Source organism: Actinomycetospora sp. CA-084318, assembly GCF_050955885.1.
In the GTDB taxonomy this organism is placed as follows: domain Bacteria; phylum Actinomycetota; class Actinomycetes; order Mycobacteriales; family Pseudonocardiaceae; genus Actinomycetospora.
In genome coordinates, this window is sequence record NZ_CP192098.1 from 192,429 (window position 1) to 218,487 (window position 26,059).

Here is a 26,059-nt window from a genome sequence, read left to right on the forward strand (position 1 = left end):
CGTCTGCCGCCGGTCAGCTCGCCGCGACGAGCACGATGCGGAACGGCAGCCCGGTCTGCGGGCTGATCGCCCACCAGGTCCGCACCACCTCGGAGGGCATGGGATCGTCACCGCGTACGTAGCGCAGCTTGTAGGCGGGCACGGGTGCGGGGACGTCGGGCCGGTGCCGGGCGTTGAGGCGCAGGACCGCGCGGCTCAGGGGCCCGCCGAGGTCGTAGCGGTGGTCGAGCAGCGGCCGGGCGTTCCCCCGGGCGGAGAACTGGTCGACGATGTCGCAGCGGCAACCCCAGGCCAACGCACCGATCTCGCCGGGCGAGGCCACCGGGGCGGACCCCACGACGGCGGAGACGTCGCGGCCGATCGCGAGGTAGGTGGCGGCGTCGGTGAAGTTCGAGTTCATGTCGGCCGCCCGCCATGGCACCCCGCCCTGCCCCGCGACGAGTCCGGCGATGACGCAGTAGACGGCGACCCCCGTGAGCACGGCCCGATGGCTGCGCATCTCCAGCACGACCGCCGTCGCGAGCGTGCAGCCCGCGACCAGGGGGCCGTAGTACCAGGCCTGCGGATAGGCGTTGATCACCATGAGGGCGACGATGTGTGCGGTGCCCGACGCCGCGAACGCCACGATCACCGCGGCGGGGGACGAGGGTGCACCGAGCGCGGCGCGGGGTGCACGCCGGAGGCCGATCGCGACCGCCCCGAGGGCCACCGTCCACCCGGCGAGCACCAGCACGCCGACCACCACGACGGCTACCGGGGTGCGCGACCAGTACAGGCTGTCGAACATCGCGATGAGCGACGGCACGTGGCCGGCCGCCGGGTTCGTCTTGAAGGAGAACGTGTCGGGGACGAAGCCGCCGAGCTCGAACCACGCCCACAGGTGCCACGGCAGGGCCACGGTCCCGGCGACGATCGCGACGGTCGCGGTCCGACGCAGCCAGGCGAGCGGACTCCGCGCCCGCAGGAGCAGCAGGACGACGACCGCCACCGGCACGACGTAGTCGGGTCGGACCAGGACCGCGAGCCCGCACCCGACCCCGACGAGCACGGGACGGTCCTCGAGGGCGGCCACGGCGACGGCCACGACCACCGCGACGCCCAGGTAGGTCTCCAGGCCCACGGCGGAGGCCAGCAGCGGTGATGTGGCCAGCAGGGCGAGGCTGACGGCCGGCAGCAGCGGCGAGGCCCCGATCGCCCGCCCGATCCGGCTCATCCCGGCGCCGACGACCGCGAAGGCCGCGGCGAGGACGCCCCACACCGCGCCGGTCACCGTGCCGGTGACCCCGAGACCCAGGGCGAGCAGCCACACGTTGAGCGGACTCGTCGCCGTGTTCGCGCCCCGACCGGGGACGAGGCCCCACTGCCGGTGCTCCACGAGGGTCCGGGCGTAGTCGAGCGAGATGTAGGAGTCGTCACCGAGGCCCCGCACAGCCACCGCGGTGAGAGCGGTGGCGGCCAGGAGGCCGAGGACCGCGGACCCACCCGGCGACGCCCACCAGGACGACCGGCGCGGCGGACCGGGGACCTGCTCGAGGTCCGATGCCCGACGTGGGGCGGGAACGACCAGCGTCCCGGCCGGCCGCGGAGTCACACTCGTCACACGAGTCACACTGGCCCCGTCCGCACCGAACGGGACGGCGACGCGCCGGGGACCGGCCGAGATGGGGCTCCATGGCCCCGATCGGCGGAGCTAGTCGGTGCCGAAGAGGCGACGCCAGTTGTCGGCGCCGGTCAGGCGCGGCGTCGCCGCACGCCACCGTGCCGCCACCTCGTCGCCCTCGCGGACCAGGCGCCAGAGCACCTTCGCGCCCTCGCGTCCGAGGCGCCTGAGGTGCTCCGGGTCGCGCTGCCGCACGCGGACGCCGGCCTGGCCGGCGTCGGTGACGGCGACCCGGTCGAAGAGGGCGACGTGCCACCAGTGCGCCTCACCGGCACCCACGAGGCCCTCGTGGAACGGGACCCGGCCGGTCACCTGCTGCACGATGCGCTTCGCCCACACCGCCTTGATCCGGGTCGGCTTCCCGCCCGCGCGGACCACCGGCATCTGGGCGGCCCCGAACTCGGGTGCGGCGGATACCGGGTGCATGACGGTCTCGGGGTAGGCCGACCGCTCGGCCCGGATGCGCGCGGTCGCGCTGACCCCGCCGTCCTCCAGGACGCCGGGGCCGGCGAGGAAGTCCTCGACGGCCCGGATGAGGGTCGCGGCGAGCCCGTAGTTCATCGATAGCAGGTACCGCCCCAGCAGCTCGCCGAGGGTGGCGGCCACGTGCCGGACCGGGAAGCCGCTGTGCAGCGCCGAGGTGATCATGGCGTTGCGCAGGTTGAAGTACCGGTGCCAGTCGTCCCAGTCCTTCCACGGGAAGTCGGCGTGCCACAGGCCCGCGCCGGGCAGGGTCACCGTCGGGAAGCCGAAGGCGCGTCCGCGGTAGCTGTACTCGACGTCGTCCCACTGGAAGAACAGCGGCAGGGGATAGCCCATGGCGCGCGTGACCTCGACCGGGATCAGGCACGACCACCAGCCGGTGTATCCCGCGTCGACCCGCCGGTCCTGCACGTTCTTGGTGCCGTCGGGGAAGTACGCGGTCACGTCCGACTCGCCGACGGCGCCGTCGGCGACGTGGCCGTTGGTCAGGTCCTCGAGCACCGCGTACTCGGCGCCGGCGAGCACCTGCGTCGGGTGGAGCAGGTTGAGCATCTGCGCGCCCACGATCGTGGGGTGGCTCGTGTACTGCGCGAAGGTCGACATCCGGACGACGACCTCGGGCTCGCACCGGACGTCGTCGTCCATGAAGAGGGCGTCGGTGGGCACGTCGCCCGCCGCGGTGACGACCTCGTGCAGGCCGCGGGTGAACCCGCCCGACCCGCCGAGGTTCGGCTGCCTGATGTACCGGAGCTGGTCGCCGAGGACCTCACGGACCTCGGTGAAGGCCGGGCGGGACTCGACCGAGTCGGTGCCCTGGTCGACGACGATGATCTCGTCGACGAGCCCGCTCGCCTCGGGGTCGTCGGCGAGGGCCGTGAGCGTGGCCGCGCAGTCGTCCGCCCGGTTGTGGGTGCAGATCACGATGCTGGTGTGTCGACGGACGGCCGGGCTCGCGACGGTCCACCGGACGTCGTCGAGCACGAGGTCGGCGTCGTCGGTGACGATCTCGACCCAGAGTCCGCCTCCGTCGAGGAACCGGTCGAGCCGGGCCTCGAGCCGGACGTCCTCGGTCCGGGCGTCGTGCACCGCGATCGTGCGGGGCACGCCGTTGGTGTCGGAGGCCCGCAGCATCACGCGGCCGGCCCCCCGGACGCGGCCGTCGAACCGGACCGTCGTCGCCGTGGTCCAGCGCTGCCAGTAGGCGGCGGGGAAGCGCCCGAAGTAGGTGTTGGTCGACACCCGGCCGTACGCCCCGACCCGGACGCTCCGGCGGTGGCGCTCCGCGTGCCCGGCGAGCACCTCGACGTACATCTCGTCCGGGACGTCCGCACTGGGTCCGCTGAACAGGCCCCGCTGCACGACCATCCGGTCGGCCGGAGCGGCCGCGCGCGCGGTCTGCGTCGTCTCGGTCCGCAGGTCCGTCACAAGCCCACCTCTCTCGCCGACAGTGCGACCCCGCCAGGGTAGGAGACCGCCGTTCCCCGTCCCGGGGCGCATTGCCGCGTCGACCGCATCAGCGTGCGACGAGCGCTTCGAGATGCGGTCCGACCATCGGCGCCATGGAAGCCGCATAGGACGCCGTCAGATGGTTGTCGTCGAGGTACACGGTCACGTTGCCGACCTCGGGTGAGCAGGACCGGGCGCCGCAGATCAGGTCGGCGGTGTCGAGGTAGCGCACGTTGTCCGGCAGGGCCGCGTGAGTGATCGGCGGGTCCGCGGCGTAGAAGGTCGCCCGGTTCGTCTCGCAGAAGGTCGTGTGTCGCCCGCGGGCCTCCACGCAGGCCGACGGCGAGTGGTCGAACCTCGGGTTGTCGCGCACGGCGAGGACGGGCACGCCGACGGCGTCGAGAGCCCGCCAGGCCTCCACGAAACCCGGGGGAGTCTGCTCCATGAGTCCCGCCCGGACGTCGCGACTCGCCCCGGCGACCACCGCGGCGGGACGCGACGCCGCGACCTCCTCGATCGCCGCCCGGTTCCAGTCGGTGCAGCCCGGCGAGCCCGGGATGACCTCCGACCCGGTGGAGAAAGGACACGCTCCCCGGATCAGGGTGTCGACCGCCCACCCGTGCGCCCGGGCGACCGGCTCCAGCGTCGGGAGGAACTGCTGCATGTGGGAGTCGCCGATGACGACGACGACGGGTGCGCCCGCATCGTCCGGCGCGATCCAGCGGCAGCGTGTCAGCTCGGAGTCCGGCCGCGGCCGGTGGCACTGGTCGTCGTAGTCCACCCAGTCGTCATAGGACGAGGCGGCGGCCGGGACGGCTGCCGTGCCGGGGTCACTGCGGTCGACGTACCCGGAGCTCAGCGCCAGTGCGCCCGGCCGGTCCGCTCCCCCGATGTCGCCGGCCGGAGCGGCCTTCAGCCAGGCCACGCCCAGCCAGCTCACGGACAGCGCCAGCACCGTCGCCACGGCGACCATCACGGGACGGCTCCCGGCCCACGGTCCGGCCCTGACCGCCGCGAGCCTGCGGTCGAGCACCAGGTCCGTGAGGACCGCGAGGACCCCCGAGACGGCGATGACGAACAGACCGCCGAGGAGGCCCGCCTGCTCTCGCCCGGTCGCGAGGAGGACGAACAACAGGACCGGCCAGTGCCAGAGGTAGAGCGGGAAGCTGATCTGTCCGAGGTGCTGCAGCGCAGGGCAGACCAACCATCGGTCGACGCCCCGACGGTGCCCGGTCCGCTCCGCGGCGAGGACCAGACAGACGGCGAGGACCGGCCAGAGGGCCAGCCATCCCGGGAAGCCGCCCGAGACGTCCAGCAGCAGCCCACAGCTCAGCAGCGCGACGAGTCCGGTCCACCCCATGATCAGCCGCGTTCGCTCGGGCAGCCGGATCCGCACGATGAGCAGGCCGAGCAGACCACCGGCCGCGAACTCCCACAGCCGGGTCGCGGTGTGGAAGTACGCGAGACGTTGATCCTCCGCAGTGAGTCGGACCGAGTAGACGAAGGAGAGCAGGGCGATCAGGGACAGGCTCACGATTGCCGTGCTGCGCACGTCCACCCGCAGGCCGCGGGCCGCGATCGCGAGGCCGGCGATGAGCGCGGGGAGGACGAGTGCCACCTGCGCCTGGATGGACAGGGACCACAGGTGCTGGACCACGCTCGCGGCGTTCCGTGCGGCGTAGTAGTCCGCGGCATCGGCGGCCAGGCGCCAGTTCTGGAGCAGGAGCGCCGACGCGCCGACCTCGCGGGCGGTCTGCGCCCACCTGCTCTCGGGCAGCAGGACCGTGCCGGCGACGACGCTGGCGAGCAGGACGACGGCGGTGGGCGGTACCAGCCGGCGCAGGCTGCGCCGCCAGGACGTCACGACGTCGAGCGGACCACGCTCCGCGGCGCGCACGAACTGCGCCACGAGCAGGAACCCGGTGATGACGAAGAAGGCGTCGACACCGCCGGAGACCCGGTCCGACCAGAGGTGGTAGACGAGCACCAGTCCGCAGGCGACACCCCGGAGACCCTGGAGCTCGGGCCGGAAGCGGGACGGATCCCGGTGGCTGACGTACGCGGCGCGGTGCGCCCGGGCTGGCCCGCGAGCGGGTTGCGCCGGGTGCTTGCCGGTCGGGTGGGACGTCGGTCGGCCGGTCGGGGGCCGACGTCCGTGGTCACGGCCCGAGCTCGCTCGACGCTGGTCCGGACTCCGGCTCGGCCGGGCCACGACGACGGACTGTTCGCGCACCGGCATGCCCCGTAGCCCCCTCGCGCCCCGGCGGCGCACCGATGCTCCGTGCTCGATCGGCTACGCGTGGTAGCGAAGAGTGCACCAACAGTGACAAATTGGCGATTCTCGGGCTCGGCGTGTCGTGACTTGCCCGGTGCCGTCCGGTGCCTCAGTTCGAGCCGGACGCCTGACGTGCGGAGGGGGTGTCCACGTTGCTCCGGATCCCGGTGATCACGACGACGACCTGCTCGTTGTCGTGGGTGAACGCCTCGTAGACGAACTCGACGTCGTGGGCGGCGACGAACTCGCGCCACGCGCGGTGCTCGCCGTCCTGCCAGCCCGGGTGGTTGAGGTACTCGTCGAACACGACGACCGATCCGGGGTGCAGGCGGGGGCCCACCAGGTCGAGGACGGTCGCCGTCGAGGAGTAGAGATCGGCGTCGAGGTGCAGCAGGTCGACCGGCCCGGGGTGGGCGTCGAGGAAGCCCGGCAGCGTGTCGGAGAACCACCCGACGACGAGCTCGGCGCCCTCGACCTCGGGGATTGCGTCGACCGCGAACGTGCCGGCGCGGAACCCCGCGCGCCAGTCCTCGGGCAGGCCCTCGAAGGAGTCGAAGCCGTAGACCTCGTCGTCGTCGCGGGCGGCGACGATCTGACGCAACGTCGTCCCGCTGTAGACGCCGAACTCGAGCGCCATCCCGCCGCTCGGGGCGAGGGAGAGCGCGTGCGCGAGCGTGTCCTTCGGCGTGGGGAAGGTGCGGGCCCCGGTCATGGTGTCGCGGACGAACCGCGCGCTCGACTCGACGGCCTCGCGCTCGCCGGCGGCCAGCATGTCGCGGCGGTCCCGGACCTCCCGGGCGTGCAGCGCCTCCCGAAGGTCCTGGATCTGGGCGGACAGCTCCTCGAACCGCCGGTTCTGCTCCCGGCGGACCTCCGAGACCTCGAGGGCGACGGCTTCGGCCACGGCCTCGATCAGGCGAACCCGGACGGCGTGACGGAGGCGTCGGTGCAGAGGGGCCACGCATTCATGGAAACGTGACGACGGTCCTCCGTCGAGGCCGCGCACGTCGACCGGCCCGTCGGCTGCGCCGAGTCAGCAGCCGCGCCGGGTCCGGACGGTTTCCTCGACCGCCCGCCGACGGCGTCCCCGACCGTCGGCTTGAAGCGGACACCATCGACTGGTCTGATTCCGCCCATGTTGGAGGCCCACCGGGTGTCGTCGCTGCGGTCCCGTTGGGAGGTCCGCGAGGACGACGCGCCCCTGCTCGTCCTGGAGGCGAAGGGCTGGCGCTCGGCGGTCCGCTACACCCTCGACGGGACCGGGTACGAGGTCCAGTCCACCTGGACCGGCACCCAGTACACGCTGACCCGCGACTGCGACGAGCTCGCGCGGGCCGAGCGGATCGGGCGCAAGCGCTGGACGATCGTGACGCCGGAGGACACGTTCCACTTCCGGCGGCGGTCGATCTGGAAGGCCGACCAGGAGTGGGTGGCCGACCCCGAGTCGGAGGAGCCGAAGGGCCGCATCCGCCGGACCGGCACCTGGCGGGGCGACGCCGAGGCCGACCTCCCGGGCATGCCGACCCCGCTCGCCGTCTTCACCCTCGCCGTCGTGCTGCTCATGTGGGAACAGGCTGCCGCTGCCGCGGCGACGACCTGACCGGGCGCGGCACCACGGCCGCCATCGCGGTCCAGCCCACCGCGAGCACCACCATCGTCAGGACCCCGACGGGGTAGTAGATGTGGCTCGTCAGGAACGAGTACGCGCCGCCGACGACCAGGACGGTCCCGACGACCGCGACGACCCGACCGATGCCCGGCGTCACCAGGATCGCCGTGACGCCGCCGATGACCGCGGTGGCCAGGTAGGCGTACACGCCGGGGACGACGAGCTCGTCGGCGATCCCGAACAGGGAGGCGACCCAGGGGCCCGGCCCGAGCACCATCGTCTGGTGGCCGCCGCCGATCCCGGCGAGCACGTCGAGCGCCGTGTAGAAGCACGCGTAGACCAGGCCGAGCACGATCACGACGCCCTCGAGCAGCAGGCCGCGTCCCCGCACGATCACCCACGGGCCCAGCGCGAGCAGCGGGAAGGCCACCAGGCCGATCACGTGCAGGTCACGCCACCAGGGCGCCGACTCCGGCGTGAGCACCAGCGGATGGGTCAGTCCGACCGCCGCGAGCAGCAACGGAGGCAGTGCGGCGGCGGCCAGGGCGGCCGGGCGAGGCATCGTCGTGAACCTTCCTCTGCCGTGACCAGCCCGTGATCACCCGGTCGTGTAGTCCGTTCGGACTAATGAACGGCGGGCGCCGAGCGAACTCCGGAGCGAACGGTCACGCAACGGAGGAGCGGGATGACGGACAGTGAGATCGGGCGGGAGCGGGCGCCACACCGTCGCACAACGGCCCTCGTGTCCGTGTTGGGCGCCCTGGCCCTGCTCGTCGGCGTGCTCGCCGTCGGGGTGGCGCCGGGGCAGGCCGAGGCCGCCGTGGTCACCGGACGGGTGGCGAACCAGGCGGGCGGCTGCCTGGAGAACGCGAACAACGTCGCCGCGGTGAACAACCCGCTGTGGCTCAACAACTGCGGCACCAACGCCGGCCAGCAGTGGTCGCGCTGGAGCGACGGCAGCCTGCGCGTGCAGAACCTGTGCGCCGACACCGCCGGCGGGGCGACCGCGTCCGGCACCCGCGTGGTGCTGGCGACCTGCAACGCCGCGTCCACCTCGCAGCGCTGGAACTTCTACGTCGCGGGCTACGTGCAGAACCAGAAGTCGAGCCTGTGCCTCGCGCCGCTGGCCAACCGGATCGCCGCGAAGGTCGTCATGACGATCGTCGCGTGCGCCAACGTGGCCGCCCACAAGTGGACGGTCCCGGCGCTCTCCACCCCGACGACCACCACCACGGCGCCCCCGCCGACCACGACGACGACGCCCCCGCGGACCACGACCACCACACCGCCGCCCACGACGACGACCCCGCCGAGGACCACCACCACGACGCCGCCGCCGACCACCACGACGACGACCTCGCTGCCGGGTCAGACTCGCCAGGTGTGGGACTCGAACTTCACCGGCGCCGGGTTCGGCAACTTCGACGACACCCCGTGGAACAACGTCGGCGCGAGCGCCCCGGTGCTCGTCACCTCGCCGGTCACGTCCGGCGCCAAGGCCGCGCAGTTCACGATGCCCGGCGGCGGGACCCGGTCGGAGATCGTCCCGACGACCGCGTCGTTCACCGAGGGCCAGGACCGCTACTTCCGGTTCTCCTTCTACCTGCCCGCCGGGTTCCCGACCCAGGTCACCTCCTGGCAGCTGCTCACGCAGTGGAAGAACGACGGGACCGGCTCGCCCCCGCTGGAGCTGACGGTCGGCAACGGCAACCTGAACCTCTCCGGGGGTTACGGCCACCCCGCCGGCCCGCGCACGTTCTCCAAGGTCATCGCGCCGGCGACGACGGGACAGCGGATCGACCTCGTCGTCCACGTCTTCTTCTCGCGTGACCCGGGCAAGGGCGTCGTCGACGTCTGGCGCAACGGCACCCAGGTGGTCACGGGCCTGAAGCCGCCGGGCGGCACGCTGTACCCGACGAACACCGCCGCCACGGCGTCCCTGAGCTCCTACTGGAAGATGGGCCTCTACCGCGACTCGGCGATCACCCAGACCGCCCGGTACACGATCGAGAGCGCGAAGGTCGGCAACACCTACGCGCAGGTGGCGAGCTAGGCGTCCCGCGGGTCCCGGCCGACGAAGGCCATCAGCCGGGACACCGGGTCGGCGTCCGGTCCGACCTCGACCTCCGCCCCGAACTGGCCGGACGCCCGCAGCATCTCGTCCAGCGGGCGCATGCCCTCGAGGATCGCAGCGCACCGGTCGGGATCGAGCCCGTGGTCCTGGCCGGTGGCGCGCGCCAGGTCCCAGCTGTGCATGAGGACGTCGGTGGTGAAGAACCGCGCCACCGCCTCCGGCAGCGGCACCGTCCCGATGTGCGGGTTCACCAGCTGCCGCTGCGCCGTCGCGGGGTCGTCGAGCAGGGCCTGCACGCCGTCGCTCATCGTCCGCCACGCTCCGGCGGGGTCCGTCCCGACGTCGGGTCCCGCCGGCAGGTGCACGCCGGCGCCCCCGGCGAGGAACGGCGGGAACCACCCCACGAGGTGGGCGACGACGTCGCGGGCCGTCCACTCCGGCACCGGCGACCGGCGCTCCCACGTGGCGTCGTCCGGCACGCCCTCCACGAGCTCGGTGAACCGTGCCGCGATGTCACGGTACTCCTGCGCTGCGTCCATCGTCCGCCCTCTCCTCGGTGTCCGCCCCGTCGTCGATCCCGCGTCCTCATCCTCGACAGTGCGAGACGGTGCGTTATCCGATTGCGACCATCCGGGTGACGAGGAGTCGGTAATGATCCTCGAGATCCACGCGACGTGACCTCCGAACGTGATTCTGGGGGGCGACGTGGGTCGACGGGTGTGTGCGGGGATCGGGGCGTTGGCGCTCCTGGTCGGGCTGCTGGTGGGTCTGGGAGCGGGCGCGGCGTCCGCCGCGACCGTCACGGGGCAGATCACCAACCTCGGCGGAGGGTGTCTGGAGAACTCCAACAACTCGACGGCGACCAACAACGCCCAGTGGCTGAACTACTGCGGCACCAACGTCGGGCAGCAGTGGTCGCGCTGGAGCGACGGCACCCTGCGTGTGCAGGGGCGCTGCATCGACACCCTCGGCGGCGGCACCGCGAACGGGACCCGCGTCGTGCTCGTCGTGTGCTCGACGACGTCGACCTCGCAGAAGTGGGCGCTCTACAGCACCGGCTTCATCCAGAACCAGAAGTCGAAGCTGTGCCTCGCGCCGCAGGGCAACCGGATCGCGGCGAAGGTCGTCGTCACCATCGCCACCTGCGTGAACACGAACGCGCAGAAGTGGACCGTGCCCGCGCTCTCGACGCCGGACACGACCACCACCCCGCCGCCGACCACGACGACCACGGCCCCGCCGGTGACGACGACGGCCCCGCCGGTGACGACGACGACGGCCCCGCCGGTCACGACGACCACGACCGCGCCGCCGGTCACGACGACGATCACGACCGCGCCGCCGGTCACGACCACCACGACGACGGCCCCGCCCGTGACGACCACGACGACGGCCCCGCCGACCACCACCACGACGACGTCGACGAGCCTCCCGCCGCAGACCACGCAGACCTGGGACTCGAGCTTCACCTCGTCGGGCTTCGGGAAGTTCGACGACACCCCGTGGAACAACGTGGGCGCGAGCGCCCCGGTCATCGTCGACTCCCCGGTGACCTCCGGCGCCAAGGCCGCGCAGTTCACGATGCCCGGCGGCGGCACCCGCACCGAGATCGTCCCGACGACCGCGACCTTCACCGAGGGCCAGGACCGCTGGTTCCGGTTCTCCTTCTACCTGCCGACAAACTTCCCGACGCAGGTGAACACCTGGCAGCTGATCACGCAGTGGAAGAACGACGGGACCGGGTCGCCGCCGCTGGAGATCACCGTGCGGGACGGCAACCTCAACCTCTCCGGCGGCTACGGCTACCCGGGCGGCTCCCGGCTCTTCGGCCAGGTCCTCGGCCCGGCCACCACGGGTCAGAAGACCGACCTGATCGTGCACATCTTCTTCTCGCGGGACCCGGCCAAGGGCACCGTCGACATCTGGCGGGACGGCGCCCAGGTGCTGTCCGGCTACAAGCCGGCGGGCGGGACGCTCTACCCGACGGACAAGAAGTCGACGGCCACCGTCGCCTCGTACTGGAAGATGGGCCTCTACCGCGACTCGGCGATCACGCTGCCGGCGCAGTACACGATCGAGAGCGCGCGGATCGGCAACACCCGGGCGCAGGTGGGCGGCTGACCCGGTCCTGAACGAGCGGCACTCTCGCAGCATCTATGTGCGCGAGAGTGCCGTTCGCTCATTCCGGAGCGGGACGGGCCCGCGCGACATCAGGACGTCGGCAGCTTCACCAGCGCGTCGTGCAGCGAGCGCTCGGCGTCGTCACCGAGCTTCTGCAGGGCCGGGATCAGCAGCGGCGTGACGAGCTTGGCGGCACCGTGGAAGGTGAAGGTCGCGGTGTACCGGACGGTGGTGACGTTGCCGAGGAAGGAGAGGTCGATCTCGTCCTCGCTGGTCACGGTCTTGTTCCGTCCGACGATGCGGATGCGCTCCGGCTCGTCGGCCTCGAGGGTGTAGGTCAGCGTCGTCCGCTTGCCGCGGAACTCCGAGACGTTGGTCCACTGCTTGCCCACGCCGACGGGCGTCGACGGGTCGACCGGCTCGCAGGTGATCGTGCCCGCGTCCCACTCCGGGGCGTTCGCGAAGTCGCGCAGGTAGTCCCGGACGGTCTCCAGCGGGGCGGGCGTGCTCACGGTCCGCGTCACGGTCGGCATGCCCCCGGCATACCCGGCCACCAGCACGGCTACCGTGACGTGCATGGCCCAGCCTGACCTGGTGGTCGTCGGATCCGGTTTCTTCGGCCTGACGATCGCCGAGCGTGCCGCCACCGAACTCGACAAGCGTGTGCTCGTCGTCGAGCGCCGCGCACACCTCGGCGGCAACGCGTACTCCGAGCCCGACCCCGAGACGGGGATCGAGGTGCACCGCTACGGCGCGCACCTGTTCCACACCTCGAACGAGCGGGTGTGGGAGTACGTCAACCGGTTCACCGAGTTCACCGGCTACCAGCACCGCGTCTTCACGATCTTCCGTGGCCGCGTCTACCCGCTGCCGGTGAACCTCGCGACGATCTGCGAGTTCGCCGGGAAGGCGATGACGCCGGACGAGGCCCGCGCCTGGGTCGCCGAGCACGCCGCCGAGATCGACGTCGACGACGCGCAGAACTTCGAGGAGAAGGGCGTCGCGCTCGTCGGCCGCCCGCTCTACGAGGCGTTCTTCGAGGGCTACACCGCCAAGCAGTGGCAGACCGACCCGAAGAACCTGCCCGCCTCGATCGTGAGCCGGCTGCCGGTCCGCTACACGTTCGACAACCGGTACTTCAACGACACCCACGAGGGTCTCCCGGTCGACGGCTACACGGCCTGGCTCGAGCGGATGGCCGACCACCCGAACATCGAGGTCCGCCTCGACACCGACTGGTTCGACCTGCGCGACGACCTGCCCGAGGACGTGCCGACGGTCTACACGGGCCCGCTCGACCGGTACTTCGACTTCTGCGAGGGCGAGCTCGGCTGGCGCACGCTCGACTTCGAGCCCGAGGTCGTCACGACGACGGGTGACTTCCAGGGCACCCCGGTGATGAACTACGCCGACCGCGACGTGCCGTTCACGCGCATCCACGAGTTCCGGCACTTCCACCCGGAACGGAAGACGTACCCGACGGACCGCACGGTGATCGTCCGGGAGTACTCGCGCTTCGCCGAGTCCGGCGACGAGCCGTACTACCCGATCAACACCCCGGAGGACCGCGCCAAGCTCGAGCGCTACCGCGAGCTCGCGCGCAAGGAGGCGACCAACCGGAAGGTCCTCTTCGGTGGGCGTCTCGGCACCTACAAGTACCTCGACATGCACATGGCGATCGGGTCGGCGCTGACGATGTTCGACAACCGGATCGCCCCGTGGTTCACCGAGGGGACCGACTTCGAGGGCGCCGACCCGCTCGAGGGCTGACCCCGTGACCGGCCTGGCCATCGCGCTCGCGCTGCTCGCGGCGCTGCTGCTCGCGGTCGGGTCGGTCGCCCAGCGACGCGCGGCGGGACGGGTTCCCGACGACGAGGCCTCCGGGCTCGGGCTGCTGCGTCGCCTCGTGCGCTCGCCCGTGTGGTGGGCGGGCAGCGTCGGGGACGCCGGCGGATTCGTCGTGCAGGCCGCCGCGCTCGGCGTCGGCTCACTGCTGCTGGTGCAGCCGCTGCTGGTGACCACGCTGCTGTTCGCGCTGCCGCTCGAGGCGTGGACCGGCGGACGGCGCATTACGGCCCGCGACGCGGTCTGGGCGCTCGTGCTCGCGGCGGCGCTGGCGCTGTTCCTCGTGATCGGCGAGCCGACCGCGGGGCAGGACCGGGCGCCGTTCGCCGCGTGGGTGCCGACGGGCTCGGTGCTCGTGGCCGTCCTGCTGGCCTGCCTGCTCCTCGCCGCCCGCCGCCACGGCCGGGTCCGCGCGGCGGCGCTCGCCGTGGCGACGGGGATCGCCTACGGCGTGCTCGCCGCCCTGACCAAGTCGGTGGTCGACCTGCTGACCGACGGGATCGTGCCGCTGCTGCTGGGCTGGGAGACCTGGGTGCTGGTGGCCGCCGCGATCGGCGGGACCTACCTGCAGCAGGCGGCGTTCCAGGCGGGCGACCTCGCGACGACGCTGCCCGCCATCACCGTCGCGGAACCCCTCGTCGCCGCCCTGCTCGGCCTGACCGTCCTCGGCGAGCAGGTGCAGGCCGACGGCGCCGAGTGGGTCCTCATCGGCGCGCTCGTGGTGGTCACGGTGGTGGCGACGACCGTGCTCGCCCGGTCGAGCGCCGCCGCCGCGCCCGAGTCGGCGCCGGTGTGACCAGCCGGACCCGCCCCGTCGTCGGGACGGCACGGGTGATCGCGGCGCTCGCCACCGCGGTAGCGCTGCTGGTGGTGGTGCTGCTCGTCGCGGCGGACGGCGACCCGCGCGACGTCGAGGTGACCGGCTGGGCGTTCCACGCCCTGCTCGGCGTGCTGCTGGTGCTCGCCATCGTCGGAGCCGTCGGCTCCCGCCGGCGTGCGCGCCGGGTGTTCGGCGGGCTCGCGGCGGTGCTGCTCCTGCTGCTCAACGTGGCCGCCGGGGTGAACACCTACGTCGACTACGACCGCACGCTCGGCTCCGTGCTCGGCGTCGAGCCCGCGGACGAGGCACCCCTCGCGCGCCTGCTGCGCCAGACCACCGTGCCCGGGAGCGGCGAGATCACCCCGGTGACCATCCCGCCGCGGCGCTCGGGATTCACCGCGCGACCCGCCCTGGTCTACGTCCCGCCCGCCTGGTTCCACCGGCCGCGCCCGAAGCTGCCGGTGATCGTCCTGCTGCACGGCACACCGGGGACGCCGTCCGACTGGTTCGGGCCGGGACTGGCCGCGGCGACCGCCGACGCCTTCGCCGCCGCGCACGGCGGGACGGCCCCGATCCTCGTGGCGCCCGACATCAACGGCACCGAGGACGCCGACACCGAGTGCGTCGACTCCCCGCTCGGGCGGGTCGAGACGGCGCTGACCGAGGACCTGCCGGCGTTCGTCACGTCGACCTTCCGCACGCAGCCGACCGGGCGGGCGTGGGCGGTCGCGGGCCTGTCCGAGGGCGGCTCCTGCGCCACGATGCTGGCGCTGCGACACCCCGCGACGTTCGGGACCTTCGGCGACTACGCCGGGCTCGCCGGCCCACGGGTCGGCGACACCAACGCCGACACCGCGTCGACCGTGACCGGCCTGTTCGGCGGCTCGGAGCAGGCGTTCCGGGCCCACGAGCCCGCGTCGCTGCTGGCCGCGCGGCGCTACCCCCGGCTCGGCGGGTGGTTCGAGGTCGGCGACGGTGACGGTGAGCCCTACGCCGCCCAGCAGACACTCGTGCCGCTCGCGCGCCGGGCCGGGATCACCGTCTGCTCCGTGGTGGTGCCGGGCGGCGCGCACACCTTCGACGTGTTCTCGCAGGCGTTCGCCGACTCCCTGCCGTGGATCGCCGCACGCGTCGGCATCCCCTCGCCGGAGGTGAGCTGCCCGCAGCCGTGAGTGGGTACCAGCGCGCGTGATCACCATGACCGTGTCCGGCAATCGTCCGGGCTACCTCGCCGAGACGCTCGACTCCTGGTCGGCCGTGCGCGGCCTCTCCGCGTGGGACGTCCGGTTCGTCGTCGAGCCAGGCACCGGGCTCGCGCGCTGCCGGGCGGTGCTCGAGGAGTTCTCCCGACGACGGGTCGCGCGCTCGGTCGAGGTCGAGGTCAACGCCGAGCAGCGCGGCGTGCGGGCCAACCCGCACCACGCACTCGGCGCCGCCTTCGGGTCGGGCGCGGACTTCGTGGTGCTGTGCGAGGAGGACATCGTCGTGGCCGACGACGTCCTCGAGTGCCTCACCGCCGTTCCCGACGAGCCCGACGTGCTCGCCGCCTGCACCTTCTCCGACCGCCCCGCGCCGCAGCCGACGGACGTCCTCGCCGACACCGGCTTCTGCGCCTGGGTGTGGGGCACGTGGGCGGACCGGTGGGAGACCTGCCTGCGCGACGACTGGTTCGAGGCGGCCCGGGCCCCCTGGGACGGCGCGGGCGCGGGGTGGGACTTCGGGGTCGAGCGCATCGCCGCCGCCCGCGGGCTGCGCTTCGTCGGGCCGCTCGCGAGCCGCAGCGACAACATCGGACGCGACGGCGGGGTGCACGCCCTGCCCGAGGAGTTCGAGGCGAGTCGGGCGGCCACCTTCGCCCTGCACCGGGAGCCGGTGGCGTGGCGGCTCACGTCCCCCCTTCCGGCGCGAGGGGAACCCTCACGACGCTAGGGCGCCCGGATCCTCCCCTCACCGCGCCGACCGGCGCCCCGCCCACGTGTTCACCCCGAGCGCGGCGAGGGCCGCGAGCGTGACGGGGGCGTTCGTGCGCCCGGTCAGCCCCACCAGCGACGAGGTGAGGGCGATCGGCGCGCCGACGAGGGACCCGGTGAGCGCGAGCACGGCCGCGCGCCACGAGGCCGCCCGCGCCCCGGCGACGGCGAGCAGCACGGCCCGGGCCTGGTCGACGTCGCCGCAGCGCAGGTCGGCGCTCCACGGCACGTCGGCGCCGAGACCGATCCCGACGTCGGCCTGCGCCAGGCCCTCGACGTCGTCCGCGCTGACCAGGACGACGCCGTGGCCGGCGGCCTGCAGCCGCGCCACCGCGATCGTCGTCACCTCCTCGTCGACCACGACGAGCCGGCCCACGGCGGCGGCCGCGTCGCCGAGCCGGTCCGCGAGGCCCTCGCCGACCACGACCATGTCGACCCGGTCGGCGCGGCGCAGCGCGTCCGGGTCCATGCTGACCACGCCGAGGTCGGACACGGCGCGGTGCGCGGCCGCGGCGTAGGCCTCCCGGCCCCAGCGGGCGGCCTTCGGGACGCCGGCGAGCAGCACCGCGGCGGCCCGCTCCGGCACCAGCGCCGCGACCGTGCCGAAGGCGGCGATGGCGGTGGCGCCGGAGAGGTCGCCGACGACGTCGACCGGCCCGCGGGGCAGCGTGCCGGGCCGCGACGCCGCGTCGAGCGGCTCCGCGGTGTGCGTGCGCAGCGGGGTCCGGGAGTCCCAGGCCCGCCACGCCGCGGTCCGGGCGGCGGCCTCGTCGGCGCGGACCGCGCGGTAGCAGGCGTCGACGACGAGCCCGATCGGGCCGCGGCCGAGGGCCTGCAGGCTGGAGCTGCCGAGCGAGAACCACGACTCGGTGGTGGCGCCCCCCGCGGTCCGCTCGGCCGCCGTGCGGGTCGACGGCACCGCGTCGACGAGCGAGAGCGTCGCCGTGAGCACCGGCGGGATGGACCGGGTGAGCGGCACCAGACCGAGGACGCGCTCCACCCCGGCCAGCCCGAGCCCGGCGAGGTCGACCCCGAGCGCGAGGACCTGCCGGGCCCACGGGGTGACGTCGGCGGGGTGCTTGCCGGAGGTGTCGGCGGGCGCACGGTCGAGTCCGTGCCGGCGCTCGACCTCCTCCACCACCGCGACCAGCCGCGCGAGCGCGACGTCCGGGGCGTGGTCGACCACGACCCGCCCGACCACCGCGTTGACCACCGCGCCCTCGACCCCGGGCACGGCGAGCAGCTCCTCGACGAGGTCCTTGCGGGCCGACGCCTGCCCGGGCGTGGCCACCCCGCGCACCTCCACGTGCGTGCGACCGGGGCGGCCGCTGCTGCGGCGGGACGGGGCGAGGCCCAGGGCCCGGACGACGGGCCCGACGAGATCCCCGAGGAGGCCGGCCGACGAGCCGGCGGGGCGGGACGCGGTGGTGGCGACAGGCGCGGACGACGGCATGGCGCGAGCTTCCCGTCGTCGGGAACGGAGGAAACGGACAATCTCCAGCAGAACGACGGGTTGCGCCGTCCGGCGGCACGCCGCGGGGGCGGACGGGTGCGCTCGCGGGTGGGCGCTACCGTCGGGCGCATGACGAGCACGCAGGAGGCCCCGGTGGAGCCCAGCGCCCGCGACCTGGAGTCCGCGCTGCTCCAGCGGATCATCCTGCCGCGCCCGGCCGACCCCACCACCGTGCGCGCGCTCTACCTCGACGAGGGCACCGCGACGTCGCTGCGGTCCGCGGCGCCCACCGCCGAGCGGCCCGGCACCGTCAACGAGGAACAGGACGAGTTCGTCCTGCACCTCACCACCGCCGGCGGTCGCCGCGCGGAGGTGCTCTCCCGGACCTCGGTGCGGGTGCCCGAGCACACCGAGACGTCGTTCGCCGCGTACTTCAACGCGTTCCCCGCGTCGTACTGGCGGCGCTGGTCGGTGCTCGACGCCGTGCACCTGCGGCTCCGGCTGCGCGGTGCCGGCCGGGTGGACGTCTACCGCTCCACCGCGCGCGGCGTGCCGGTGCACGTCCACGGCGAGGCGGTCACCGGGGAGGGCACGGTCGACGTGCCGGTCCCGCTGCGCCCGTTCGAGGACGGCGGGTGGGTCTGGTTCGACCTGTCCAGCGGGAACGAGCCCCTGGAGCTGCTGGAGGGCGGCTGGTTCGGTGACCGGCTGGCGCCGGGGCGCGCGGCCGTGACGGTCGGGATGCCGACGTTCAACCGGCCCTCGGACTGCGTCAACACCCTGCGCGCCCTCGGGGAGGACCCGCTGGTCCGCGGCGTGCTCACCGCCGTCGTCATCCCCGACCAGGGCACGTCCAAGGTGCGCGAGCAGGACGGGTTCGACGAGGCCGCAGCGCTGCTCGGAGACCGGCTCCGGGTCATCGACCAGCCGAACCTCGGCGGCTCCGGCGGCTACAGCCGGATCATGTACGAGGCGCTCGAGCACACCGACGCCGAGTTCATCCTGTTCATGGACGACGACGTCGTCCTCGAGCCCGACTCGGTGCTGCGGGCCCTCGCCTTCGCCCGCTACGCCCGGACGCCGATGCTCGTGGGCGGGCAGATGCTCTCGCTGCAGGCGCGGTCGCACCTGCACGTCATGGGCGAGGTGGTCGACCGGCACACGTTCTTCTGGCAGCTCGCGCCGAACACCGAGGACGACCACGACTTCGCGGTCGACTCGCTGCGCGAGACGCTGTGGATGCACCGGCGCACCGACGTCGACTACAACGCCTGGTGGATGTGCCTCATCCCGCGGGTCGTCGCCGAGCGGGTCGGCCAGCCGCTGCCGCTGTTCATCAAGTGGGACGACTGCGAGTACGGCCTGCGCGCGGGCGCCCACGGCTTCCCGACGGCGACCGTGCCCGGCGTCGCGATCTGGCACATGAGCTTCGTCGAGAAGGACGACAGCTCCGACTGGCAGGCCTACTTCCACGCCCGCAACCGCCTCGTCGTCGCCGCCCTGCACGGGCCGGACGACCCGAAGGCGATGCTGCTCGACTCGCTCAAGCGCACGCTGCGGCACCTGTTCCTGCTCGAGTACTCGGCGATCGCGCTGCACCAGATGGCGATGCGCGACTTCCTGTCCGGGCCGAAGGCGCTGTTCGGCTCGCTGCCCACGGCGCTGGGCGAGGTCCGGGCGCTGCGGGCGCGCTATCCCGACGGGAAGGTCGTCGCGAGCGCCCGCGAGCTGCCCGAGCCGCCGATCGGTGCGCTCGCGGCGCAGCTGTGGCCGGAGCCGCCGCAGGGGAAGGTCGCGCAGGTGCGCACGCTGCTCGGCGCGCTGCGCCACCAGCTGCGGCCCACCAACGCCGACGCCGCGCAGCGTCCGCAGCGCAACGTGCCCGCCGAGCACGGGACGTGGTTCCTGCTGTCCCGGCTCGACGGGGTCACGGTGTCCACCTCCGACGGCACCGGCGTCACCTTCCGGCACCGGGACCGCGCGGAGTTCCTCCGGTTGCTGCGGACCTCGCTCGCGCTGCACCGCGAGGTCCAGCGATCGTGGACCTCGCTGCGCCGCCGCTACCGCGACGACATGGGCGAGCTCGTCAGCCGGGAGGCGTGGGAGGCCCAGGTCTTCTCCCGGTTCCGCTAGACGGTCGCCAGCTCGTCGAGCACCAGGTCGCGCAGCAGGACGTCGGCCTCGTCGAAGCCCGTGGTGCGCCACCGGGCGACGTCGAGGCCGAGCGACGGGCCGACCACCCGCGCGCCCGCGTCCTGCAGGGCCTCGCGGGCGTCGTCGAGCGCGTACCGGGCCCGGGTGCGCCCGGCGTAGCCGACGAGCCCGACGGCGCGGCCCGCCCAGCCGCCGGCCCGGAGGTCGGCGAGGAGAGTCTGCGGCGCCGCGCGCAGGTACTCCGGGACGATCACGACGGCGGGTCGGGCGGGGTCGGGCGCGTCCGTGCGCCTCCCACGGGCGGCGATGCCCTCGCCGAGCCAGTCGACGAGCTCGCCGGCGAACGGGGCACGGCGCAGCGCCGGGCCGACGACCCGCACCGGCGGGACGGTCGTGGTGCCGGTCATGGCGTCCCTCCTCGGTGCGCTCGGCGGTGACCTCACCGTCGCCGAGGAGGTGGTCCCGGCTCAACCGATTTCGCCCGGAGCGTCGCCGCCCCGACCGTGCGTGGCCGGACGGCGGACGGTGTCAAGATTGGCGGATGGCGCAGCAGGGGACCGGGGAGCAGACGACGTCCGACCAGCAGTCGGCGGAGGCGGAGGAGGCCGGTCGGCACCGGGCGCCCGACGAGGCGACGGCGGAGGAGTCGGGCTCGTCGGATTCGGACTCAGCGCCTGCCGAGGCGAAGACAGAGCAGTCGGCCCCGGCCGAGGCCCCGACCGAGAAGCAGCAGTCGGCTCCTGCTGACGCGAAGACGGAGCAGCAGGCCCCGGCCGAGGCGAAGACGGAGCAGTCGGCCCCCGCCGAGGCGAAGACGGAGAAGCACGAGCGCGGCGCGGCCGACACCTCGTGGGCCGAGCCGGAGGCCCAGCAGCGCCGCCACGTCGACGTCGGCGAGATTGCCTGGCGCGCGGGCAACGTGATCGCGACCGTCCTGCGCACCCTCGCGCTGCTGTTCGCGCTGGTACTGATCGTGAACCTCGTGCTCGTGCTGGTCGGGGTGAACCCGGCGAACGGGGTCGCGCAGTTCATCGGCGGCCTCGCGAACCTGGTGATCCTCGGGTTCCGCGACCTCTTCGTGCCGGCCGACCCGACGATCGCGCTCATCGTGAACTCGCTCGTCGCGGCGGTGTTCTGGGTGTTCGTCGGCGAGCTGGTGTCCCGGCTGATCCGCTTCGTCGCGGCGCGGGTGCGCTAGTCCGCGTCGCGAGGTGTACGGAGGGCAGGTTCCGGGCGCGCCCGGCCTGCGTGGTGTGCACCTCGCCGGACGGGCGAGGGCGGACTCGCCCCGGACGTCGTCGGGAAGCCTCAGCTCCCGACGGCCGCGCTCCCGGCACCCGAGGAACCGGCGACACCCCGCACGGGGACGAGGGCGACCAGGCCCAGCAGCAGCACGATCCCGATGCCGAGGATGCCCCACCGCTGCTCGCCGAACAGCGTGATGAACAGGCCGAACAGGAACGGGGCGAGGAAGCTGACGGCCCGTCCGGTCGTCGCGTACAGGCCGAAGATCTCGCCCTCGCGCCCGGGCGGGACGAGGCGGGCGAGGTAGCTGCGCGAGCAGGCCTGGGCCGGGCCGACGAACAGGCAGAGGAAGAGCCCGCCGATCCAGAACGCCGTCTTGCCCGACGCCGGCAGCAGCGCCCCGGCGACCACGACGAGCGCCCCGAGCGACACGAGGATCACCGGCTTGGGTCCGATGCGGTCGTCGAGCCGGCCCCCGACGACGGCGCCGACCGCCGAGACGACGTTGGCGACGATCGCGAAGATGATCACCTCGGACGAGTCGAGGCCGAACGTCCCGGCCGCGAGCACGCCGCCGAAGGTGAACACCGCGGTCAGGCCGTCGCGGTAGATGGCACTCGCGACCAGGAAGCCGAGCAGGTGCGGATCGGTGCGGTAGAGCCGGACCAGCCGCTGCACGAGCAGCCGGTACGAGCCGAGCCAGCTGACCGTCGCCGCCTCGGCGTCCCCCGGCGGGGGCGGGTACGGGAAGCGCATGAACAGCACCGGGATCGCGAAGACCGCGAACCACACGGCGGCGAGCAGGGCGACGACCCGGGGCGCGAGGTCCGCGCTCCCGAACGTGATCGCCCCGATCGGCGGGATGAACAGGAACAGGCAGAGGGCGAGCAGGACGATCCCGCCGAGGTAACCCGCCGACCAGCCGACGCCCGAGACCCAGCCGGTCCGGCCGGGCGGCGCGAGGCGGTAGATCATCGCGTTGTACTCGACCTGCGCGAGCTCGTAGGCGAACGTCCCGATGCCCAGCAGGATCAGTCCGAGCAGCAGGTAGTCGGGCGCGCCCTGGACCAGGAACATCAGCGCGCTGGCCACGACGATCACCGCGGTCAGCACCCCGAGCCGCCGCTGCCGCCCCTGCTCGGCCCCGGCCGCGTCACTGCGCTGTCCGTAGACGGGGGCGGTCACGGCGACGAGGACGCCGGCGATCGCGATCGTGTTCGCCAGGGCCGCGGACCCGCTGGCCTCGTCGGCGGCCACGCCGCTGGTGAGGTAGACGGTGAAGACGAAGGTCGTGATGACCGCGTTGAACGCGGCCGAGCCCCAGTCCCACGCCGCCCAGCGGACGAGGGCCCCGGTGGTGCTCGGGGTGGGCAGGGGGGAGAGCGACGCGGCCGACCCGGTGGACACGGCACGGACGCTAGCCCACGACCGGAACGAATCGGCCTTCCCGACGACGCGTGACACGCGTCCCGCCGTCCGGCGCCACATGTCAGCCGTTCGGCGCAGCCGAGCGCACTGGTCGCGCCGACGCCCTGTGCGTCCCGTGACGAGGACGTGAGCACTGTCGGAGTGACGTGTCGGAAAAGATGCCCGGACGGACCACGGAGCGCTCCCGGCGTCACCGGGAACGGGGACATCGATCCGTGCACGGACGGGTGCCCGCGGCTACCCGACCCGATTCCGACACGTTTCGCACACGTGTGATGACGTTCGGTCACGCGATCGACCTGGTCGCCGACAGGAAGACCGAGAGGACATGACCGTGGGAATGATCCGCAAGGCCGTGCTGGCGACGTCGCTGATCGGCGCCGGCCTCGCGAGCACGACGGGTGCCGCCTTCGCGCACGAGAGCGACTGGGACGGGGCCACCGTGCAGAAGGGCCTGATCAACTCCAGCGACTTCGCGCCGAACACCCCGATCAACGTCTGCAACAACGACGTGCCGGTGAACGTCCTGGGTGTCCAGGTGCCGGTGCAGGACAACGCCGGCTCGATCCCGATCCTCTCGGACGCGAAGAAGGGCAACTCGGCGGGCATCGCGAAGTCCTGCTCGAACCCGATCGACGCCGTCAACTAGCAGGCCTCGGCTGCGCCGTTCCGGCGCGCCGACGACCGACGCGCCCGCCCCGCCGGCTCCCCCCACCGGCGTGGCGGGCGCGTCCGTGTGTGAGGTCCGGTTACGCTCGGTGCGCAGATGTGGCGAACGAGCGAGACGGAGGGCCCCCGGTGCTGAAGGGGTTCAAGGACTTCCTGCTCCGCGGCAACGTGGTCGACCTCGCGGTGGCCGTGGTGATCGGCGCGGCGTTCACGGCCGTGGTCACCGCGTTCACCACCGCCTTCCTCAAGCCGCTCATCCAGCTCGCGACCGGCGGCGGGGAGCTGGCGGGGACGTTCACGGTCAACGGCGTCGTGTTCGACTACGCGTCGTTCATCAACAGCGTGATCACCTTCGTGATCACCGCGGCCGTCATCTACTTCCTCGTCGTCCTGCCGCTGAAGATCATCCAGGAGCGGCGCAAGCGGGGCGAGGAGGCCGGTCCGGCCGAGCCGACCGACGTCGAGCTCCTCGCCGAGATCCGGGACCTGCTGCGCGAGCAGGCCCGCGGCCCCCGACGCGACGACGGCGGCACGGCGGGGCGGATCCCGCACCAGGACAGGTGAGCGGAAGCTACTGCACCGCCCAGTACGAGAAGGCCCGGTAGTCGGGGTAGGGCGCGAGGAACGGCTGCCGCGGGCCGAGGGTGACCGTGAGGTCCGGGGAGGTCACCGCCTCCGCCGGGATCGTGAACGATGACTGCGCCCACGAGTGCTCGGCGTCCGGCGCGAGCCCCGGCACCGTCGTGCCGAACTCCCACGTCCCCACGCCGCGCCCGTCCACGCCGACCGCGACGACGCCCGCCCCCGTGTTGCGGTCCGCCACCGGCTCCCGGGCGTCGACCCGACCCGTGAGGGTCACGGGGCGCCCGGGCGTGAGCCCGCGCAGCGTGAAGTGCTCGCCGCCCACCACGTGCCGGCCGCTGTCGACGACCACGCGGCCCGCCGCGTCCTGGTTGCGCACCTCGGTCTGGTCGGCCACCCCGACGAGGGCCCGGTCGACGCCGTAGCCGTGCGCGGCCTCGTCGGCGAGGTCGCCGACGTTGACCCGGTCGACGATCCGCCCCGGCACCGGGTCGTCGGGCAGGTCGCCGCTGCCGACGTGCGACCAGTCGGCCCGCCACACGCTGATCACCGGACATCCGCCGAGGGTCTGGCAGATGCCGCCGAACGGTCCGCCGTCGCGCTCCGGGCTCTTGAGGTCGAACGACGTCAGCGGCTCGTCACCGAGGAGGCGCGCCTTCGGCAGGTCGCCGACCGGCAGGAGCCCGTTGTCGTCGAAGATCGAGAAGTACGACGGACGCCGGTCCGGCGGCAGGTGCGCCAGCTGCTCGTACATCGCACCGGACCCCTCGAGGGCGGGGCGCGCGAAGCCGGGGGTGGTCAGCCCGACGAGGTCGACCACGCGGCGGTCGGAGAACCACGCCACGGCGCCCACGTCGTTCACGGCCACCACCGCGTCCGGAGGCGTGTTGCCCTTCAGCCACTGCGCCACCGAGACGGCCGACTCGCGGATCCCGGCGGCCTGCTCGCCCTGCCGCAGCGCCCACGTCGGCGCCGCGACCAGGGCGAACGCGCCGAGCACCGCGACCAGACCCGTCGTCAGGACCCGCCCGCTGCGCGCGTCGCCGGCCGCCCGGCCGATCGCGCGGACGCCGAGCACCGCGAGCAGGACGACGAGCGGCAGGAAGGGCTGCAGGTAGCGGCCGTCGTGCCACAGCGCGGTCTGCAGCGTCGCGACGGCCAGCAGCACCCCGGCGAGCCCGAGGGCGAGCGACCCGGCCACGACCCGCCGTCGGGAGCCGACCGCCGCGAGCCCGATCGCCGCGAGGATCGCGACGCCCGGCCCGGCCACCGTCGTCGTCGTGAGCCCGCCGACGAGCTCCAGCGCGGTCCGTGCCGTGGTGACCACGCGGTCGACGACCTCCAGGGGCGACCCCAGCGGCCGGCTGAACCACGACTTCGCGACGACGCCGGAGTTCTCCGCCGATCCGGTCAGCAGCCGGTAGAGCCCGAACTGCGCCAGCGCCGCCAGCAGCGGCAGCACGAGCAGCAGGGCGTTCCCGACGGCCGGTCGGCGCCGACGGCGGACGAGCGTCACCACCGCGCCGACGAGCACGGCGACGACGAGGACGAGGCCCTCCGGCCGGGTGATCACGAGGGGGATGCCGAGGAGCGGTGTCGCGACGAAGTGGCCCAACGGCTGCTCGCGCACGAAGGCCAGCAGCACCGCCGCCACGAGCACCGCGACGAGCGCGACCTCCATCCCGCTCGTGACGCCCCAGAGCAGCGGACCGCAGAGGGCGGTCAGGACGCCCGCGACGGTGCCCACGTGCCGCGAGCCGAGCTCCCGGCCCAGCAGCGCGACGAGGACCACCGTCCCGACGAAGCAGGCGATCCCGAACGCGACCGCCGCGTAGAGCAGCAGCCCGGACGGCAGGACCACCGAGGCCGCACCGAGCAGCAGGACGTAGAGCAGGCTGCTCGCGCCCGTCGTGCGGGGCGCGCCCGCCTGGTAGCGGAGGAACTCGCCGAGGCCGATCTGACGGGCGTACTGCAGGTGGATGTAGACGTCGTCGAGCGGCGGGACAAACCGCCCCTGGTTGTGCGCGAGGTTCACGACGACGACCGCGAGGGACGCCAGGAGGGCGAGTGCGCCGACCCCGAGCAGCGCGCGGTCACCGGCGAGGCGCCTCCAGTGGGGCTGAACCCGGTCCCCGTGTGGGTGATCCGCGGGGTCGGCCGGGCGCGTCGGGTCCGGTCCGAGGGCGGGATCGGAGATCGTCGGGCCCCTGGTCACGACAGCTGTT

Annotated in this window: 22 protein-coding genes; 11 read left to right on the top strand and 11 right to left on the bottom strand. The window is 73.4% G+C overall.

What is annotated here, in order from left to right:
• Window positions 1-13: 13 nt before the first annotated feature.
• The 4 genes from ACQPYX_RS00950 to ACQPYX_RS00965 form a co-directional block, all read right to left on the bottom strand.
• Window positions 14-1,600 carry a hypothetical protein gene (locus ACQPYX_RS00950; protein ID WP_433801044.1) on the bottom strand — a complete coding sequence of 529 codons (1,587 nt, stop codon included), beginning with the start codon at window positions 1,598-1,600 and terminating at the stop codon, window positions 14-16.
• Between the two features lie 90 nt (window positions 1,601-1,690).
• Entirely contained in the window at window positions 1,691-3,568 is a 1,878-nt protein-coding gene (locus ACQPYX_RS00955) for a glycosyltransferase (RefSeq protein ID WP_433801045.1), read from the bottom strand.
• 88 nt (window positions 3,569-3,656) lie between these two features.
• Entirely contained in the window at window positions 3,657-5,828 is a 2,172-nt protein-coding gene (locus ACQPYX_RS00960) for an acyltransferase family protein (RefSeq protein WP_433801046.1), read from the bottom strand.
• A gap of 145 nt (window positions 5,829-5,973) precedes the next feature.
• Window positions 5,974-6,768, bottom strand: a complete 795-nt coding sequence (locus ACQPYX_RS00965; protein WP_433801047.1) for a class I SAM-dependent methyltransferase — start codon at window positions 6,766-6,768, stop codon at window positions 5,974-5,976.
• Window positions 6,769-6,999: 231 nt separating this feature from the next.
• Here ACQPYX_RS00965 and ACQPYX_RS00970 point away from each other — a divergent pair, with 231 nt between their 5' ends.
• Entirely contained in the window at window positions 7,000-7,464 is a 465-nt protein-coding gene (locus ACQPYX_RS00970) for a hypothetical protein (protein ID WP_433801048.1), read from the top strand.
• Here the strand turns inward: ACQPYX_RS00970 and ACQPYX_RS00975 are convergent.
• Window positions 7,424-8,035, bottom strand: a complete 612-nt coding sequence (locus ACQPYX_RS00975) for a hypothetical protein (protein WP_433801049.1) — start codon at window positions 8,033-8,035, stop codon at window positions 7,424-7,426. The two genes, ACQPYX_RS00970 and ACQPYX_RS00975, sit on opposite strands and share 41 nt — an antisense overlap.
• A gap of 180 nt (window positions 8,036-8,215) precedes the next feature.
• Here ACQPYX_RS00975 and ACQPYX_RS00980 point away from each other — a divergent pair, with 180 nt between their 5' ends.
• A complete protein-coding gene (locus tag ACQPYX_RS00980) occupies window positions 8,216-9,526 on the top strand; it encodes a heparin lyase I family protein (RefSeq protein WP_433801050.1) in 1,311 nt (436 codons plus the stop codon).
• On the opposite strand, the gene ACQPYX_RS00985 is transcribed toward ACQPYX_RS00980, so the two are convergent.
• Entirely contained in the window at window positions 9,523-10,086 is a 564-nt protein-coding gene (locus tag ACQPYX_RS00985; protein ID WP_433801051.1) for a TIGR03086 family metal-binding protein, read from the bottom strand. The two genes, ACQPYX_RS00980 and ACQPYX_RS00985, sit on opposite strands and share 4 nt — an antisense overlap.
• 199 nt (window positions 10,087-10,285) lie before the next feature.
• Between ACQPYX_RS00985 and ACQPYX_RS00990 the strand changes: the two genes are divergently transcribed.
• Window positions 10,286-11,668: a heparin lyase I family protein gene (locus ACQPYX_RS00990; RefSeq protein WP_433801052.1), complete on the top strand. Its 1,383-nt coding sequence runs from the start codon at window positions 10,286-10,288 to the stop codon at window positions 11,666-11,668.
• A gap of 89 nt (window positions 11,669-11,757) precedes the next feature.
• Here the strand turns inward: ACQPYX_RS00990 and ACQPYX_RS00995 are convergent, their stop codons facing one another.
• The gene (locus ACQPYX_RS00995) at window positions 11,758-12,246 is read right to left on the bottom strand and encodes an SRPBCC family protein (RefSeq protein ID WP_433801053.1); all 489 of its coding nucleotides are present in this window, start codon (window positions 12,244-12,246) and stop codon (window positions 11,758-11,760) included.
• Between ACQPYX_RS00995 and glf the strand changes: the two genes are divergently transcribed.
• The 4 genes from glf to ACQPYX_RS01015 are packed head-to-tail and all read left to right on the top strand — an operon-like array spanning window position 12,245 to window position 16,262.
• Window positions 12,245-13,438 (top strand): UDP-galactopyranose mutase, encoded by a 1,194-nt coding sequence (gene glf / locus ACQPYX_RS01000; RefSeq protein WP_433801054.1) that lies wholly within the window; start codon window positions 12,245-12,247, stop codon window positions 13,436-13,438. The genes ACQPYX_RS00995 and glf overlap by 2 nt on opposite strands.
• Window positions 13,439-13,442: 4 nt before the next feature.
• Window positions 13,443-14,309: a DMT family transporter gene (locus ACQPYX_RS01005; protein ID WP_433801055.1), complete on the top strand. Its 867-nt coding sequence runs from the start codon at window positions 13,443-13,445 to the stop codon at window positions 14,307-14,309.
• A complete protein-coding gene (locus ACQPYX_RS01010) occupies window positions 14,306-15,505 on the top strand; it encodes an alpha/beta hydrolase (RefSeq protein WP_433801056.1) in 1,200 nt (399 codons plus the stop codon). Before ACQPYX_RS01005 ends, ACQPYX_RS01010 begins: the two co-directional genes overlap by 4 nt.
• Before the next feature lie 16 nt (window positions 15,506-15,521).
• Entirely contained in the window at window positions 15,522-16,262 is a 741-nt protein-coding gene (locus ACQPYX_RS01015) for a hypothetical protein (RefSeq protein WP_433801057.1), read from the top strand.
• Between the two features lie 18 nt (window positions 16,263-16,280).
• Here ACQPYX_RS01015 and ACQPYX_RS01020 read toward each other — a convergent pair whose 3' ends face one another.
• Window positions 16,281-17,756 carry a hypothetical protein gene (locus ACQPYX_RS01020; protein WP_433801058.1) on the bottom strand — a complete coding sequence of 492 codons (1,476 nt, stop codon included), beginning with the start codon at window positions 17,754-17,756 and terminating at the stop codon, window positions 16,281-16,283.
• Between the two features lie 129 nt (window positions 17,757-17,885).
• Here ACQPYX_RS01020 and ACQPYX_RS01025 point away from each other — a divergent pair, with 129 nt between their 5' ends.
• Entirely contained in the window at window positions 17,886-19,889 is a 2,004-nt protein-coding gene (locus ACQPYX_RS01025) for a glycosyltransferase (protein ID WP_433801059.1), read from the top strand.
• On the opposite strand, the gene ACQPYX_RS01030 is transcribed toward ACQPYX_RS01025, so the two are convergent.
• Window positions 19,886-20,317 (bottom strand): hypothetical protein, encoded by a 432-nt coding sequence (locus ACQPYX_RS01030; RefSeq protein ID WP_433801060.1) that lies wholly within the window; start codon window positions 20,315-20,317, stop codon window positions 19,886-19,888. The two genes, ACQPYX_RS01025 and ACQPYX_RS01030, sit on opposite strands and share 4 nt — an antisense overlap.
• A 134-nt stretch (window positions 20,318-20,451) precedes the next feature.
• Between ACQPYX_RS01030 and ACQPYX_RS01035 the strand changes: the two genes are divergently transcribed.
• Window positions 20,452-21,108, top strand: coding sequence for a hypothetical protein (locus tag ACQPYX_RS01035; protein ID WP_433801061.1), 657 nt, complete (start codon window positions 20,452-20,454; stop codon window positions 21,106-21,108).
• A 110-nt stretch (window positions 21,109-21,218) separates the two neighbouring features.
• Here the strand turns inward: ACQPYX_RS01035 and ACQPYX_RS01040 are convergent, their stop codons facing one another.
• Window positions 21,219-22,562: an MFS transporter gene (locus tag ACQPYX_RS01040; protein WP_433801062.1), complete on the bottom strand. Its 1,344-nt coding sequence runs from the start codon at window positions 22,560-22,562 to the stop codon at window positions 21,219-21,221.
• A 349-nt stretch (window positions 22,563-22,911) separates the two neighbouring features.
• On the opposite strand from ACQPYX_RS01040, the gene ACQPYX_RS01045 reads away from it, so the two are divergent.
• Together ACQPYX_RS01045 and mscL are read left to right on the top strand one after the other, a co-directional pair.
• A complete protein-coding gene (locus ACQPYX_RS01045; RefSeq protein ID WP_433801063.1) occupies window positions 22,912-23,232 on the top strand; it encodes a hypothetical protein in 321 nt (106 codons plus the stop codon).
• A gap of 149 nt (window positions 23,233-23,381) precedes the next feature.
• Window positions 23,382-23,816 (top strand): large conductance mechanosensitive channel protein MscL, encoded by a 435-nt coding sequence (gene mscL / locus ACQPYX_RS01050; RefSeq protein ID WP_433801064.1) that lies wholly within the window; start codon window positions 23,382-23,384, stop codon window positions 23,814-23,816.
• 7 nt (window positions 23,817-23,823) lie between these two features.
• On the opposite strand, the gene ACQPYX_RS01055 is transcribed toward mscL, so the two are convergent.
• Complete coding sequence (locus tag ACQPYX_RS01055; protein WP_433801065.1) at window positions 23,824-26,049, bottom strand: hypothetical protein; 2,226 nt, start codon at window positions 26,047-26,049, stop codon at window positions 23,824-23,826.
• Between the last annotated feature and the right edge of the window lie 10 nt (window positions 26,050-26,059).

Coding starts and splice junctions, on each gene's coding strand:
- ACQPYX_RS01035 (WP_433801061.1), top strand. CDS start 20,452: ATGGCGCAGCAGGGGACCGGGGAGCAGACGACGTCCGACCAGCAGTCG.
- ACQPYX_RS01045 (WP_433801063.1), top strand. CDS start 22,912: ATGACCGTGGGAATGATCCGCAAGGCCGTGCTGGCGACGTCGCTGATC.
- ACQPYX_RS01030 (WP_433801060.1), bottom strand. CDS start 20,317: ATGACCGGCACCACGACCGTCCCGCCGGTGCGGGTCGTCGGCCCGGCG.
- ACQPYX_RS00960 (WP_433801046.1), bottom strand. CDS start 5,828: ATGCCGGTGCGCGAACAGTCCGTCGTCGTGGCCCGGCCGAGCCGGAGT.
- ACQPYX_RS00985 (WP_433801051.1), bottom strand. CDS start 10,086: ATGGACGCAGCGCAGGAGTACCGTGACATCGCGGCACGGTTCACCGAG.
- ACQPYX_RS00970 (WP_433801048.1), top strand. CDS start 7,000: ATGTTGGAGGCCCACCGGGTGTCGTCGCTGCGGTCCCGTTGGGAGGTC.
- glf (WP_433801054.1), top strand. CDS start 12,245: ATGGCCCAGCCTGACCTGGTGGTCGTCGGATCCGGTTTCTTCGGCCTG.
- ACQPYX_RS00975 (WP_433801049.1), bottom strand. CDS start 8,035: ATGCCTCGCCCGGCCGCCCTGGCCGCCGCCGCACTGCCTCCGTTGCTG.
- ACQPYX_RS01020 (WP_433801058.1), bottom strand. CDS start 17,756: ATGCCGTCGTCCGCGCCTGTCGCCACCACCGCGTCCCGCCCCGCCGGC.
- ACQPYX_RS01025 (WP_433801059.1), top strand. CDS start 17,886: ATGACGAGCACGCAGGAGGCCCCGGTGGAGCCCAGCGCCCGCGACCTG.
- ACQPYX_RS00995 (WP_433801053.1), bottom strand. CDS start 12,246: ATGCACGTCACGGTAGCCGTGCTGGTGGCCGGGTATGCCGGGGGCATG.